Genomic DNA, 14,928 nt, shown 5'->3' on the forward strand with positions numbered 1-14,928 from the left:
TTTTATAATTTTGGTTCCCAGCCTTTTTCATATTCACGTTTCCAGTGTTTCATGGCTTTTTTATCATTTTTAATTCGACCAGTTTTGGTGTCAATATTAATAGTTCTACCAACATCTTGAGCGATATTTCCGAAATGACAAAGCATAGTGCTAATACTTGCGTCGGCTATTGGTGAATTTTGTTCTTCGCCAATTCTAATAGCATTAAAAAAGTTAGCAATATGTCTAACATCTAAACCACCTGCACCGGCAGTATTTAAAGTTGCACTTCTTTCTTTTTCATTAACTTTTTTAATTAATTTACCATCTAATCCAAATAATTGATAGCTATTTCTGCTTAACATTATTGAACCTTTACTTCCATAAATTGTAGCGCCTCTACCTGGTTGATTTGGCATAATTTTACCACGACTATGTCCTGTCCATTTGATAATTTTGTTATTGTCGTATTCGTAAATAACTTCTTGGTTGTCAGTAAATTCCCAATCGTCTTGATAATTGTATTTTCCTCCGAAAGAAGAAACTCTTTTAGGAATATCCAATCCTAAAGCCCAGCGGCAAACATCAATTTCATGTGTTCCGTTATTATGAACTTCACCTGTTCCCCAAGTTTTAAACCAATGCCAGTTATAAGGATGAATATTATCTCTATATTTTTCACGAGGAGCAGGACCTTGCCATAAATCCCAATCTAAAGTGTTTGGAACTGCAATTTGTTTACCAACACCAATGGAACCTCTATTGTTTGAGTAATAAGCTTCACCTTTATAAGCTTCACCAATAATTCCATCTTTTATTTCTTGTATAGCTAATTTACTTGTTTCAGCCGAACGTTGTTGATTACCCATTTGCACTACTTTGTTGTATTTTTTTTGAGCTTTAACAAGTAATTCGTTTTCAAATAGGTTATGGCTACAAGGTTTTTCTACATAAACATGCTTGTTAGCTTGTAAAGAAGAAATAGCCATAGGAGCGTGCCAATGTTCTGGAGTTGCAATAAATACTGCATCTACATTTTTATCTTCTAAAATTTTTCTAAAATCTTTTTCAACTTTTGGTACATAGCCAATATTTTTTTGCATCCATTCATTATTCTTTTCAATAATTTTATCGTCTACATCGCATGTATAGATAATTTTAGCATCTGGATACTTATTAATGGCTAGCATTAACGATTTTGCTCTACTTCTAACCCCAATTACTGCAACATTTAATCTTTCGTTTGATCCTAAAATATTGCTAAAACTTAAATTAGGCATTAACATACTTCCTAAAGTAATACCTGCACTACTTACTGCTGTTTTTTTTATGAAATCTCTTCTAGTAGTCATAATTAGTGTGTTTTAATTTTAATATTTCTAAATGAAACTCTATCACCGTGGTCTTGTAATAAAATTTGACCTTTTTCTAGTTCTCCAAAGTTTGGCCATTTTTTGTATTTACTTTCTGAAACAAGTTTTCTGTATGCTTTACTTTTTCTTTCATATTCTAATACTTTAACACCATTTAACCAATGTTCAACATGGTTGTTTATAGATTTAATATATGCAGTATTCCATTCTCCAATTGGGTTAATTGGTTTATTTATATCTGCTTGAATTAAATCATACAATGAAGCAACCGTTCTGCTACCTTCATGATTTCCTTTTTTAGCATCTGGATGCAATGCATCATCTAAAATTTGATATTCTAGTCCAATTGATGAGCCAGGACCTTTATTTAATTCAGTATCTACGTAATATTTAATTCCGCTATTTGCTCTTGGAGTTAATTTAAAATCTACTTTAAATTCAAAATCTCCAAATAATTCTTTAGTAACAATATCTCCTCCTGCAGCAGATTCTGCTCCACCAGATGCTAACACTGTTAAAATTCCATTTTTAATTAACCATCCTTTTTTAGGGAATTCTTTTAGTTTTGCACCTCTCCAAGCATTTTTAGATTTTCCATCCCAAAGCATTTTCCATCCTTCTTGTTTTTCTTGAGAGGTTAGCACATTTCTTTTAGCAACAACTGGAATAGGAGTTTTATGAGCGTATTTTTGAACGTTCTTATCAATTATTCTAATATTTTTCCATTTGATTTGTGTTCCTGGTTTTTTATTACCAATACTGTGAACTTGTAAGCCAATAAATCCAGTTTTTGTCATAGAATCAACTAAATGGGCGGCAGGAACACCATTTACCCATGTTTTAATTGTGTCTCCAATTGCTTCTATGCGGTATTTGTTCCATTCGTTTTGTTTAAAAGCTTTTTTAGCAGATACGTTATCTTCTAAATCGTTTAACCAACCTCTTCTAGCTTCATCAAAAATTCCGCCACTCCAAGCTCTTTCAGATGGGTCAATTTCTACTTGATAGCCATGAACTCTTCCGTTCTTGTATTCAGGTAAACTGTTACTTCTTATTTGAATACCAGAATTCATTATTGGGTCAACCAAATATTCGAGTTCTAAAATAAAGTCTCCATACATTTTATTTGTGCATAGAAATGTGTTTGGAGTTTTTTGAACTGTTGTTCCTATAACAACTCCTTCTTCAACATGGTAAGTTGCTTTGCCACCTTTTATATTCCAACCTTCAAGGGTGTTACCTTTAATTAAATTTGTCCATGGTTCTTTGTTTTGGTCAGAAGCACAAGAGATAATTGCTGTTAGAATTAACAAAGAAAAAAGTTTTATAAATTTCATAATAATTAAGTTATAGATTAAAACGTGTACGCACACGTTAATTTTTATATTTTATTCAAAAATGATTTAATGTTTGTAATAAATATTTTCGTGTACGCACACAAAAATAGAAATTATTTTTATATTTTGCGAAAAGTTTAAGTTTTTTTACTAAAATTTGGATTGATTATAAATAGATATGGTAACAATAAAAGATATTGCAAAAATAGCTAATGTTTCAACTGGAACAGTAGATAGAGTTATACATAATAGACAAGGTGTTTCTGAAAAAACGAAAGAACGTATCAATAAAATTTTAAAAGAAAATAATTTTAAAATTAATGTAATTGCTCGGTCACTAGCGCTACGTAAAAAATATAGTATTGCGGTACTGATGCCCGGTTTTAATAATGATAATTTATTTTGGAAATCTCCTTATTTAGGAATCTCAAAGGCTAGAGATGAAATGAACCATTTGGGCGTTCAAATTGAGTATTTTCAATTTAGTCAATTAGATGAGGTTTCTTATAAAAAGCAATGTGATATAATTGTTGAGTTAAATCCTGATGCTGTTATTTTCTCTCCTTATTTTCAGAAAGAAACACTTGAATTTACAAAGCGATTAGAAGGGAAATCGATTCCTTATTTGTTTATTAATTTAGATTTGCATGGTTATAAAAATATCTGTTTTATAGGTCAGGATGCTTATAAAAGTGGTTATTTAGCTGCTAAATTAATGCATCTTTGTACCGGTAATAAAACAGATTTTTTAATTCCTTTAGTAGAGTCAAAACTTCAGAATAATTCGGTTTTGGAAAATAGAATTAAAGGTTTTAAAGATTATTTTGATTTAAAGCAATTATCTATTAATTACAAAACATTATATTTTGAAGGTTTAAGAGATGAGAATTTGATAAAGTTGGAATTGAATGCTATACTAAAAAAGAATCCACACATAAGTGGAGTTTTAGTTCCTTCAAGTAGAATTTCAATTATTTCTAGAGGAATTTCAAAAGCGTATAAAAATAAATTAACTTTAATTGGCTTTGATACTACAACTCAAAATATTGAATGTTTAAAAAACGATGAGGTTACCTTTTTAATATCTCAAAAATCATTTAACCAAGGCTATCAATCCGTAAAGGTGATAACCGATTATTTAATTCAAAATATACAACCATCTAAAAAAATATTTTCTCCAATAGAAATTATAACTAAAGAAAATGTAGAGTTTAGTCAGCGAAATAAGTGGGAGTATAAAAAAATAAATAGTTAAATTTTAAATGTAACAACTGGTAATTTGGCATGGTTGGCTAAATCTTCACCAATACTTCCACTAAATAAATGCGCAAGACCACGTCTACCATGAGTGTTTAAAATAATAACATCAGCATCAATTACTTTAGCGAAATTTAAAACACCAGATTCAACAGAAATATCATTATAAATATTTAAGGTGAAATCACCTAAATCATGCCCAGAAATAAAATTTTTAATTGCATCACTAGACTCTTTGGTAGTTTCAAAATTATGAATTGTATTTATTTTTAATAAGTGTAGTGTTGAATTGAATAATTTAGCAAAATCCAAAATTTTTGGAAAAGCAATTTTATTTTCCTCTTTAAAATTTGAAGCAAAAACAATATTTTCAATTTTAAAATTATCAACATCTTCCTTAATAACAATAACAGGTATATCAGAATTTCTAACAACTTTTTCAGTGTTAGAACCAACAAGCATCTCTTCAAGCCCAGAAGTACCCTTTGAACCCATAACTATTAGGTCTACGTTATGTTTTACGCTTTCATCAATAATTCCATCATAAGCTTTGTGAAATAATACGGAATCCTCTACTTTAACTCCTTCTAAAAAAGGAAGTTCTTTAAATTCTTCAAATTTTTCACGAGCTCTTTTTAAAAATAATAGAGCAGTTGGAGTATTACTAGCATTTCCAAAACTTGAAGGATCGATAATTCCTGTTGGTAATTCCAACATGTGTAGTAATAGTAATTTCGCGTTGGTTTGTTTAGCTATTTCAGCGGCTACTTTTGCAGCATATTTAGCTTGTTTAGAAAAATCTACAGGGACTAATATACTTTTCATAATTTAAATTTTGGAATTATTGATTCATGTATTGTAAAGTTACGTAAAATTAAATTAATTAGAATGATTTCATCATTTAAAAAAATGTTACTATATTTGCACCAAATTAATACAGATAGTGGATAGGAGGGGACGTAAAGTCCCCTCTTTTTATAAAAACTATGGATAGAAAATTAGTACAAGAATTGGTAAGTGGAGCAATTTCTGAAAACAAGGAGTTGTTTTTAATTGAATTAAGCTTTTTACCAGAGAATAAAATTTATGTTGAAGTTGATGGAGATAAAGGTGTTTCATTAAATGAATGCATTAGAATAAGTCGAACTGTAGAGCATAATTTGGATAGAGAAGAAGAAGACTTTTCATTAGAGGTAACATCGCCAGACGTTGCTCACCCTCTAAAGGTTAAACGTCAGTACATTAAAAATATAAATCGTAAACTAACGGTTAAATTAACTGATAATTCTATTGTTGAAGGAGATTTAATAAATGTAGGAGATGAAGGAATTGAGTTACAATGGAAAGCTCGTGAACCAAAACCAATTGGAAAAGGTAAAATTACAGTGGTAAAAAATGCCGTTATTGCATTTAACGACATTGTTGAAGCAAAAGTGAAAATAATATTTTAATAAACAGAATGCATGGAAAATATAGCATTAATAGAATCGTTTTCTGAATTTAAAGGAGATAAAAACATAGATAGAGTTACATTAATGGCAATTCTTGAAGAAGTGTTTAGAGCCGCGTTGAAAAGAAAATTTGGATCAGATGATAACTTTGATATTATTATTAACCCTGATAAAGGTGATTTAGAAATTTGGAGAAATAGAATTGTTGTAGCTGACGGCATGTCTGAAGATGATAATGAAGAAATTGAACTTGCTGAAGCTCGAAAAATTGAACCTGATTTTGAAATTGGTGAAGATGTTTCAGAAGAAGTAAAACTTATAGATTTAGGTCGTAGAGCTATATTAGCATTACGTCAAAACCTTATTTCAAAAATTCATGAACACGATAGCACTAATACATTTAAGCATTTTAAAGAGCTAGAAGGCGATATTTATAGTGCTGAAGTTCACCATATACGTCATAATGCAATAATTTTATTAGATGATGATGGAAATGAAATTGTATTACCAAAAAGTGAACAAATACGTTCAGATTATTTTAGAAAAGGAGATTCTGTTCGAGGAATTATTAAAACAGTTGAATTACGTGGAAATAAACCAGTAATTTTATTATCTAGAACATCACCACAATTTCTTGAAAAATTATTTGAACAAGAAATACCAGAAGTTTTTGATGGTTTAATAACTATTGAAGGTGTAGCCCGTATCCCAGGAGAAAAAGCAAAAGTAGCTGTAGACTCTTACGATGATAGAATTGATCCTGTTGGAGCATGTGTAGGTATGAAAGGTTCTCGTATTCACGGAATAGTTCGTGAATTAGGAAATGAAAACATAGATGTAATTAACTATACTAAAAACGAGCAACTATTTATAGCACGTGCATTAAGCCCAGCAAAAGTAGTTTCTATGAAAATTCATGCAGAAGAAGGACGTGAAGATGGTAAAAAAGGTAGAGTTGATGTATTTTTGTTACCAGAAGAAGTTTCAAAAGCAATTGGTAAAAATGGTGTTAACATACGTTTAGCATCACAATTAACAGGATATGAATTAGATGTTCAACGTGAAGGTGTAGAAGCTGAAGACGATGTTGAATTAACTGAATTCTCTGATGAAATAGAAGCATGGGTAATTGAAGAATTCAAAAAAATTGGATTAGACACTGCAAGAAGTGTACTTGAAAAAGACGTTACAGAACTTGTTAAAAGAACAGATTTAGAAGAAGAAACTATTTTAGAAGTTCAAAAAATATTAAGAGAAGAGTTTGAAGATTAATCAAACTTCTTTTCAAATTTTATAGGCTAAAACAAAATTATATGGCTGAAAACAGAACAATGAGACTGAACAAAGTATTGCGAGAATTAAACATTTCGTTAGATAGAGCTGTTGAGCACCTTCATGACAAAGGTCATGATATTGAAGCGCGCCCAACAACTAAAATATCTAATGAAGAGTACCAAGTACTTTTGGATGGTTTTCAAACCGACAGAAATAAAAAAGTAGCTTCCAAGGAAATTGGTGAGGAAAAAAGAAAAGAAAAGGAAGCATTACGTTTAGCTCAAGAAGCAAAGTTAGAAAAACAACGATTAGAAGAAGAAGCTAAACATGAAGTTGTTAAAGCCAAAGCAGAAAAATTAGAACTTAAAACAGTTGGTAAAATTGACATTGAGCCAAAGTCTGAAGAAAAAGTTTCTGAAAAAGTTGAAGAAGTAATTCCTGAACCTGTTAAAGAGGAAAAACCAGCTAAAGTCGAAAAACCAAAATCTGTAGAAAAAAAGATTGAAGTTGAGAAAACTACTGTTGAGCCTGTAAAGGAAAAACAAAAAGTTGAAGTTCCTAAAAAGGTTGATGAAGTTGTAGTTGATAAAAAAGACATAGTTAAAGACAAGCCTAAAACTATTGTTAAAAAACAAGAGCCTACAAAACCACAGGAAAAGCCAGTACAAAAAGCGGTTGAGAAACCTACAGAAACGCCTGTAGAGCCGGCAGAACCTCAAGCAATTGAGACAAAATACAAAAAACTTACAGGACCAAAAATGACAGGTCAAAAAATTGACTTGAAACAATTTGAGAAACCTAAAAAGAAAAAACCAGAAGCTTCTGCAACTAAAAAAGCAGCTGACGGAGATAAGAAAAAGCGTAAAAGAATAAGAAAACCTGTAGGTCAAAATGGACCAAGACCTAATCAAGGAGGAAATAATAGAGGACCTGGTGGAAATAATAGAGGTCCAGGAGGAAATCGAAGAGGACCACAAAGAAGACCAGTAGTTACTAAAGAAGAACCTACCGATGCTGAAATTCAAAAACAAGTACGTGAAACTTTAGAAAAATTACAAGGGAAATCTAAAAAAGGAAAAGGAGCAAAATATAGAAGAGATAAAAGAGATCAACATCGTCAACAAACCGATATTGACGCAGAAATACAAGCAGCAGAAAGCAAAGTACTTAAAGTAACTGAATTTGTTACTGTTAGTGAAATTGCTACTATGATGAGTATTCCTGTAACAAGTATTATTTCTACTTGTATGTCTCTAGGAATGATGGTGACAATGAACCAGCGTTTAGATGCTGAAACATTAACCATTGTTGCTGAAGAGTTTGATTATACAGTTGATTTTGTTGGAGCAGAAGTTGAAGAATCTATTGAAGAACATATAGATACACAAGAAGAATTAGAAGCAAGAGCTCCTGTAATTACAGTAATGGGACACGTTGATCATGGTAAAACATCTTTATTAGATTACATTCGTGAAGAAAATGTAATTGCTGGTGAATCAGGTGGAATAACACAGCATATTGGCGCTTATGGAGTTGAACTTAAAAATGGTCAAAAAATTGCATTTTTAGATACTCCTGGTCACGAAGCCTTTACAGCAATGCGTGCTCGTGGTGGACAAGTTGCAGATATTGTGATTATAGTAGTTGCAGCTGATGATGATGTAATGCCACAAACAAAAGAAGCAATTAGTCATGCACAAGCGGCAGGTGTACCTATTATATTTGCAATAAATAAAATAGATAAGCCACACGCAAATCCAGATAAAATTAAAGAACAATTATCTCAAATGAACTTATTAGTTGAAGATTGGGGTGGTAAAATTCAATCTCATGATATATCTGCTAAAGTAGGTACAGGTGTAGATGAATTATTAGAAAAAGTTCTTCTGGAAGCTGAAATGTTAGATTTAAAAGCGAATCCAAATAAAAATGCAGTTGGTACAGTTGTAGAAGCTTTATTAGACAAAGGTAGAGGATATGTTTCAACAATTTTGGTACAAGAAGGTACTTTAAAAATTGGTGATTATATGTTAGCAGGGAAACATAGCGGTAAAGTAAAAGCGATGTTTGATGAACGTGGTAAAAATATGCAAACAGCAGGCCCTTCAACACCAGTATCTATTCTAGGTTTAGATGGAGCACCTCAAGCAGGTGATAAATTCCACATATTTGAAGATGAAAAAGAAGCAAAACAAATTGCTTCAAAACGTTCTCAATTACAACGTGAGCAATCAGTTAGAACACAACGTCATATTACACTAGATGAAATTGGTAGACGTATTGCATTAGGAGACTTTAAAGAATTAAATATTATATTAAAAGGTGATGTTGATGGTTCTGTAGAAGCACTAACAGATTCATTCCAAAAACTATCAACTGAAGAAATTCAAGTAAATATAATTCATAAAGGAGTTGGAGCAATTACAGAATCTGATGTATTATTAGCATCAGCATCTGACGCTATTATAGTTGGTTTTAACGTTCGTCCTTCTGGAAATGCAAGAATACTTGCAGATGATGAAGAGATAGATATTAGAACATATTCTATTATATATGCAGCTATTGAAGATTTACGTGACGCAATGGAAGGAATGTTATCTGCAGAAATAAAAGAAGAAGTAACAGGTAATGTTGAAATTAGAGAAGTTTATAAAATTTCTAAAGTTGGAAACATTGCAGGTTGTATGGTAGTTAGTGGAAAAATATTTAGAAATTCAAAAATTAGATTGTTAAGAGAAAACGTAGTTATTCATTCAGGTGAATTAACTTCGTTGAAACGATTTAAAGATGATGCTAAAGAAGTTGCCAAAGGATACGATTGTGGTTTACAATTGAAAAACTACAACGATATTCAAATAGGTGATGTATTAGAAGCTTACCAAGAAGTTGAAGTAAAAAAGAAATTGAAATAATTCTTTTAAAATAAAAGCATAAAAAAAGCGAGATTAAATTCTCGCTTTTTTTATGCTTTTTTATTATTACTAGATTTTATCTTTTAAAACAATTGCTCCAGAAAAATTTTCTTTAATTTCTAATAAAGCCCTATCAGCTTCCAATCTTGTTTTAAAATATACTACTTGAGTTTTCCAATCAGGTTGATCATATTTAATAACAGTTTTGTATTGAGGAAAAGTAGTTTCAAAGTTGTATTTAACTTTATATGCTTTATCTTCATTTCCATTATAAAGTTGAATTTTATAAACTATTGAGGTTTTATTCTCTTTATTATAAGATTTTTTTTGACTAATTAATTGGTCAATTTTTGTTTTGTCACTTTGAGCACTTAAGTCTGAAATACTCAAAAAAATTACTGTTAGAGTAATTAAAAATAATCTATTTTTTAAATTTCTCATGAAATATTATTTTTTATGCAAATTTAAACTTTTAAACGTAAACGCAATATTTAAATTTTATTATTTAGAATGGATATAAATTAACACGCAAAGTAAGCTATTATTTTAAGTTTTATTTATTAATGTTACTTTTGTGAAATCGTTTTAGAATGACATTTGTCATTTTAATATATGAAAATATTGTACCAAACTAGAAAGAAAACATATTACTTAAGTATGAAAAGTGTGAAACACCACCGTACGCTGTCAAGATTAGCTCTAAAAAGTCTTGCGTTTCTGTTATTTTTTTCAATTAATTTATCTGCTCAAGAAGCAAATGTTCAGAATGGTGAAAAACTATTCAAAGCAAATTGTGCAGCTTGCCATAAATTAGATAAAAAATTAATAGGACCAGCTCTAGAAGGCATAACCGAACAAAGAGATCAGGATTGGTTAATTGCTTGGATTAAAGATAACAACGCTTTAGCTGCTTCTGGAGATAAATTAGCCAAAGAAGTTCAGGAGAGTAATCCTGCAGCTATGATTCCTTATCCTCAATTCTCAGATCAAGATATTATAGATATTTTGGAATACACCAAAGGAGAACCAGTTGAAAAAGCAGCTGTTGCTTCGCAAGAGGTGGATCCTGGTGTAGCTTTAGGTAAAGAGTTGTTTAAAGCTCAATGTGCTGCCTGTCACAAATTAGAAGGGAAATTAATTGGTCCTGAATTATTAAAAATTACAGACAAGCGAGAACACGATTGGTTAAAAGCTTGGATTAAAGATAATAATGCTTTAACAGCTTCAGGAGACAAATTAGCGAAAGAAGTTACGGATTCTAATCCTGCAGCTATGACTCCATTTCCAAATCTTACAGATGAGGATATTGAAAATATTTTGAAATATTTAGCAGTTGGTGATGTTGTTGAAAAACCAGCAGCTACTGTTTCAGGAAATGATAACAAAATTTTTGAAAATCCAAAAACAGGAGTTTTACCTGTTTTAGGTTTAACGCTTTTAGCATTTGTTTTACTATCATTAATTGTTGCTGCTACAACTAAAAAGAGTGTTGTAGAAGGTGATGAACAAGAAGAAAGTGTTTTAAAATCATTATTATTTAATCCATTTTTACGTTTCTTGGTTGTAATATTTTTATTATTACTTTCAGCATATTTACTATTTAGTTGGTTAATGCAAATTGATGTTAATGAGGGTTATCAACCAATTCAGCCAATAGCATTTTCTCATGCAGTACATGCAGGAGATAATAAAATAGATTGTCAATATTGCCACTCTTCAGCAAAACACAGTAAAACATCTGGAATACCAAGTGCAAATGTTTGTATGAACTGTCACAAATCAATTACAGAATATAATGGTGAATTGTTTGGAGATTATACAAAAGAAGATTTAGATAAAGAAATTCAAAAAATATATGATGCAGTAGGTTGGGATAAAGAAAAATTCGAATACATTGAAGGTTATGAACAACAAACAATAGAATGGGTTAGAATTCACAATTTAGCAGACTTTGCTTATTACAATCATTCACAGCACGTAACAGTAGCAGGTTTAGATTGCCAAAAATGTCACGGACCTGTTGAAGAAATGCATGATATGTACCAATTTTCTCCATTAACAATGGGATGGTGTATAGACTGTCACCGAGATACAGAAGTTGACTTTAACGGAACTGAATATTACAAAAATATTCACGAGGAGTTAACAAAAAAATATGGAGAAGAAAACATAAAGAATCTAACTGCTGCAGAAATGGGAGGGTTAGAATGTGGTAAATGTCACTATTAATTAATTACGAAGTAAACAATCAAAAATAAAATGGCATCAAACAAAAAATACTGGAAAAGTGTTGAAGAGCTTAACGAAAATAGCTCGATTGTTGATACGTTAAAACAAAACGAGTTTGTTGAAGAAATTCCTACTGATCAATTTTTAGGTGATAAGAAGAATTTAGAAACTTCAGCAACTTCGCGTAGAGACTTTTTAAAGTATGTTGGATTTACAACGGCTGCAGCTACATTAGCAGCATGTGAAGGTCCTGTTGTAAAATCAATTCCTTATGTAATCAAACCAGATGATATTATTCCAGGTGTTGCTGATTATTACGCAACTACAATGGTAGATGGTTTTGACTTTGCAAATGTATTAGTAAAAGTTAGAGAAGGACGTCCAATAAAAATTGAACCTAACAAAGATGCAAAAGGTACTACCAATGCACGTGTTCAGGCTTCAGTTTTATCATTATATGATAGCAATCGTTTAAAAGCTCCTAAAAAAGGAGGAAGTGAAATTTCTTGGGCTGACGCAGATAAAGAAATTGTTGCTAAATTAAACGAAGTTAAAGAAGCTGGATTGCCAATTGCATTTTTAACTAGTACTTGCGCAAGCCCTTCAGTAAAAAAATTAATAGGCAAATTAGGAGAAGCTTATGGAAATGTTGTTCCTGTAGTTTACGATGCAGTTTCTGAATCAGCAGCATTAGATGCTTTTGAAGTAATGTACGGTGAGAGAAGATTGCCTGATTACAATTTAGAAAAAGCAGAAGTTATTGTTTCTATTGGTGCTGACTTTTTAGGAGATTGGCAAGGTGGAGGTTTTGAAGCTAGTTATGCAAAAGGACGTATTCCTACTAAAGGAAAAATGTCTCGTCATATTCAGTTTGAATCAAATATGACGCTTTCAGGTGCTAATGCAGATAAAAGAGTAATTGTAAAACCTTCAGAACAAAATTTAGCTTTAATAAAATTATACCAAGCAGTTGTTAAAGGAATTGCAACTCGTGAAGCTTCACCTTTAAATGATGCAGTTCAAAAAGCAGCAGCTCAATTAAAAAAAGCTGGTAGTAAAGCAGTGGTTGTAACTGGAATTCAAGATAAAAATGCACAATTATTAGCTTTAGCAATTAACCAAGCTTTAAAAAGTGAAGTTATTGATGTTGTTAAAACCAAGAATGTAAGAATGGGTAATGATACAGCTGTTAAGCAATTAATAGTTGATATGAATGCTGGTAAAATTGGAGCGGTTATTATTAACAACTCAAACCCAGTGTATACATTACCAAATAGTAAAGAATTTGTTGAAGGATTAAAAAAAGTAAAATTATCCGTAGCAAATTCAATGCAAGATAATGAAACAGCAAATACCGTTGAGTATGCTTTGGCTTCACCTCATTATTTAGAGTCTTGGGGAGATACAGTTATTAAAAAAGGTGAATTTAGTTTAATGCAACCTACAATTCAGCCTTTATTTAATACACGTCAATTTCAAGATAGTTTATTAAAGTGGACTGGAAGTGAAGTTTCGTATTACGAATTCTTAAAAGAATCTTGGACAACTGATATTTTAGGAAGTACTTCATGGAATCAAGCATTACATGATGGAATTTATAAGGTTGAAGGAGAAACAAAAGAAGTAACTGCTTTAGAAGTAGATATTGATGCAGCTGGTTCAGAATTAGCAAAAATAAAAGGAAGTGATTTAGAACTTCAATTATATACTAAAGTTGGAATGGGAGATGGTCAAATGGCTAATAACCCTTGGTTACAAGAATTCCCTGATCCAATTACAAGAACAACCTGGGATAATTACCTTACAATGTCCAAAGCTGATGCAGATGCTTTAGGAGTTGTAAATTACAATGTTGCAAATGGAGCTTTAAATGGTAGTTTAGTTGAACTATCTGTAAATGGAGTTTCGTTAACAATTCCAGCTTATATTCAACCAGGTCAAGCTAAAGGCTCTTTTGGTTTAGCTCTTGGTTTTGGACGTACTAAAGGTTTAAAAGAAGAAATGCAAACAGGTAAGAATGCTTACCAATTATATAAAGATTTTAATAATTTTCAGTCTAATGTTTCTGTGAAAGTTGTAGAAGGTGAGCACGAATTTGCGTGTATCCAATTGCACAACACATTAATGGGACGTGGAGATATTGTTAAAGAAACAACCTTAAACGAATTTAACACAAAAGATTCAAGAGAATGGAATGTTGTTCCAGTAGTATCTTTAGATCATAATGAAGTAGATGCAACATCAGTTGATTTATGGACTTCCTTTGATCGATCAGTTGGGCATCATTTTAATTTATCAATAGATTTAAATGCTTGTACCGGTTGTGGTGCTTGTGTTATTGCTTGTCATGCTGAAAATAATGTGCCTGTAGTAGGTAAAGCCGAAATACGTAAATCTCGTGATATGCATTGGTTACGTATTGACCGTTACTATTCTCATGAAGAAACTTTTGCTGGTGATGTAGAAAAGAAAGTAAATGGAAAAGGTGTAACTGGTTATAAAAATGCGATGGCAGAGTTAGAAGATCCTTCTGTAAACCCATCTGTAGCTTTTCAACCAGTAATGTGTCAACATTGTAATCATGCACCTTGTGAAACAGTTTGTCCAGTAGCAGCAACATCCCATGGTCGTCAAGGTCAAAATCAGATGGCTTATAATCGCTGTGTTGGAACAAGATATTGTGCAAATAACTGTCCTTATAAAGTAAGAAGGTTTAACTGGTTCAATTACCCTAATAATAGTGAGTTCGATTATAATATGAACGATGATTTAGGGAAAATGGTATTGAATCCAGATGTAACTATGCGTTCTCGTGGAGTAATGGAGAAATGTTCATTATGTATACAAATGACTCAAGCTACAATTTTAAAAGCTAAAAAAGAAGGAAGGCCTGTTGATACCAACGAGTTTGAAACTGCTTGTTCAAATGCTTGTAGTACTGGAGCTATGGTATTTGGTGATATTAACAATGAAAATGACGATGTTACAGCATTAGAAAAAGATAAAAGAGCTTATCATTTATTAGAACACGTAGGGACAAAACCAAACGTTGTTTACCAAGTGAAAGTTAAAAATACAGAAGAAGCTTAAAATAATATTAATAGATACTAATTAA

10 protein-coding genes are annotated in these 14,928 nt (G+C 31.3%); 6 read left to right on the forward strand and 4 right to left on the reverse strand.

Going from position 1 to position 14,928, the window contains the following annotated elements; genetic code table 11:
• Positions 1-2: 2 nt before the first annotated feature.
• Positions 3-1,331: a Gfo/Idh/MocA family oxidoreductase gene (locus R3X25_RS06425; protein WP_317673008.1), complete on the reverse strand. Its 1,329-nt coding sequence runs from the start codon at positions 1,329-1,331 to the stop codon at positions 3-5.
• A 2-nt stretch (positions 1,332-1,333) separates the two neighbouring features.
• Complete coding sequence (locus tag R3X25_RS06430; RefSeq protein ID WP_317673010.1) at positions 1,334-2,689, reverse strand: DUF1080 domain-containing protein; 1,356 nt, start codon at positions 2,687-2,689, stop codon at positions 1,334-1,336.
• Between the two features lie 178 nt (positions 2,690-2,867).
• On the opposite strand from R3X25_RS06430, the gene R3X25_RS06435 reads away from it, so the two are divergent.
• Positions 2,868-3,944 carry a substrate-binding domain-containing protein gene (locus R3X25_RS06435; RefSeq protein ID WP_317673012.1) on the forward strand — a complete coding sequence of 359 codons (1,077 nt, stop codon included), beginning with the start codon at positions 2,868-2,870 and terminating at the stop codon, positions 3,942-3,944.
• Here the strand turns inward: R3X25_RS06435 and R3X25_RS06440 are convergent.
• The gene (locus tag R3X25_RS06440; protein ID WP_317673013.1) at positions 3,941-4,771 is read right to left on the reverse strand and encodes a universal stress protein; all 831 of its coding nucleotides are present in this window, start codon (positions 4,769-4,771) and stop codon (positions 3,941-3,943) included. The genes R3X25_RS06435 and R3X25_RS06440 overlap by 4 nt on opposite strands.
• Before the next feature lie 161 nt (positions 4,772-4,932).
• Between R3X25_RS06440 and rimP the strand changes: the two genes are divergently transcribed.
• From rimP to infB, 3 genes are read left to right on the forward strand one after another with little or no spacing between them, the layout of a single operon-like run.
• Positions 4,933-5,397, forward strand: coding sequence for a ribosome assembly cofactor RimP (rimP, locus tag R3X25_RS06445; RefSeq protein WP_317673015.1), 465 nt, complete (start codon positions 4,933-4,935; stop codon positions 5,395-5,397).
• A 12-nt stretch (positions 5,398-5,409) separates the two neighbouring features.
• On the forward strand, positions 5,410-6,669 hold the full coding sequence (nusA, locus tag R3X25_RS06450; RefSeq protein ID WP_317673017.1) for a transcription termination factor NusA: 1,260 nt from the start codon (positions 5,410-5,412) through the stop codon (positions 6,667-6,669).
• A gap of 41 nt (positions 6,670-6,710) precedes the next feature.
• Positions 6,711-9,584 carry a translation initiation factor IF-2 gene (gene infB / locus R3X25_RS06455; RefSeq protein ID WP_317673019.1) on the forward strand — a complete coding sequence of 958 codons (2,874 nt, stop codon included), beginning with the start codon at positions 6,711-6,713 and terminating at the stop codon, positions 9,582-9,584.
• Between the two features lie 69 nt (positions 9,585-9,653).
• On the opposite strand, the gene R3X25_RS06460 is transcribed toward infB, so the two are convergent.
• Complete coding sequence (locus R3X25_RS06460) at positions 9,654-10,025, reverse strand: SPOR domain-containing protein (protein WP_317673021.1); 372 nt, start codon at positions 10,023-10,025, stop codon at positions 9,654-9,656.
• 216 nt (positions 10,026-10,241) lie between these two features.
• Here R3X25_RS06460 and R3X25_RS06465 point away from each other — a divergent pair, with 216 nt between their 5' ends.
• Positions 10,242-11,813: a c-type cytochrome gene (locus R3X25_RS06465; protein ID WP_317673022.1), complete on the forward strand. Its 1,572-nt coding sequence runs from the start codon at positions 10,242-10,244 to the stop codon at positions 11,811-11,813.
• A 30-nt stretch (positions 11,814-11,843) separates the two neighbouring features.
• The gene (locus R3X25_RS06470) at positions 11,844-14,903 is read left to right on the forward strand and encodes a TAT-variant-translocated molybdopterin oxidoreductase (protein ID WP_317673023.1); all 3,060 of its coding nucleotides are present in this window, start codon (positions 11,844-11,846) and stop codon (positions 14,901-14,903) included.
• The last annotated feature ends 25 nt before the right edge of the window (positions 14,904-14,928 follow it).

This window comes from Lutibacter sp. TH_r2, assembly GCF_033101135.1.
In the GTDB taxonomy this organism is placed as follows: Bacteria; Bacteroidota; Bacteroidia; order Flavobacteriales; family Flavobacteriaceae; genus Lutibacter.

Excerpts from the sequence above, each read along its gene's own strand:
- nusA (WP_317673017.1), top strand. The coding sequence starts at position 5,410 with ATGGAAAATATAGCATTAATAGAATCGTTTTCTGAATTTAAAGGAGAT.
- R3X25_RS06430 (WP_317673010.1), bottom strand. The coding sequence starts at position 2,689 with ATGAAATTTATAAAACTTTTTTCTTTGTTAATTCTAACAGCAATTATC.
- infB (WP_317673019.1), top strand. The coding sequence starts at position 6,711 with ATGGCTGAAAACAGAACAATGAGACTGAACAAAGTATTGCGAGAATTA.
- R3X25_RS06425 (WP_317673008.1), bottom strand. The coding sequence starts at position 1,331 with ATGACTACTAGAAGAGATTTCATAAAAAAAACAGCAGTAAGTAGTGCA.
- R3X25_RS06440 (WP_317673013.1), bottom strand. The coding sequence starts at position 4,771 with ATGAAAAGTATATTAGTCCCTGTAGATTTTTCTAAACAAGCTAAATAT.
- R3X25_RS06470 (WP_317673023.1), top strand. The coding sequence starts at position 11,844 with ATGGCATCAAACAAAAAATACTGGAAAAGTGTTGAAGAGCTTAACGAA.
- rimP (WP_317673015.1), top strand. The coding sequence starts at position 4,933 with ATGGATAGAAAATTAGTACAAGAATTGGTAAGTGGAGCAATTTCTGAA.
- R3X25_RS06460 (WP_317673021.1), bottom strand. The coding sequence starts at position 10,025 with ATGAGAAATTTAAAAAATAGATTATTTTTAATTACTCTAACAGTAATT.
- R3X25_RS06465 (WP_317673022.1), top strand. The coding sequence starts at position 10,242 with ATGAAAAGTGTGAAACACCACCGTACGCTGTCAAGATTAGCTCTAAAA.
- R3X25_RS06435 (WP_317673012.1), top strand. The coding sequence starts at position 2,868 with ATGGTAACAATAAAAGATATTGCAAAAATAGCTAATGTTTCAACTGGA.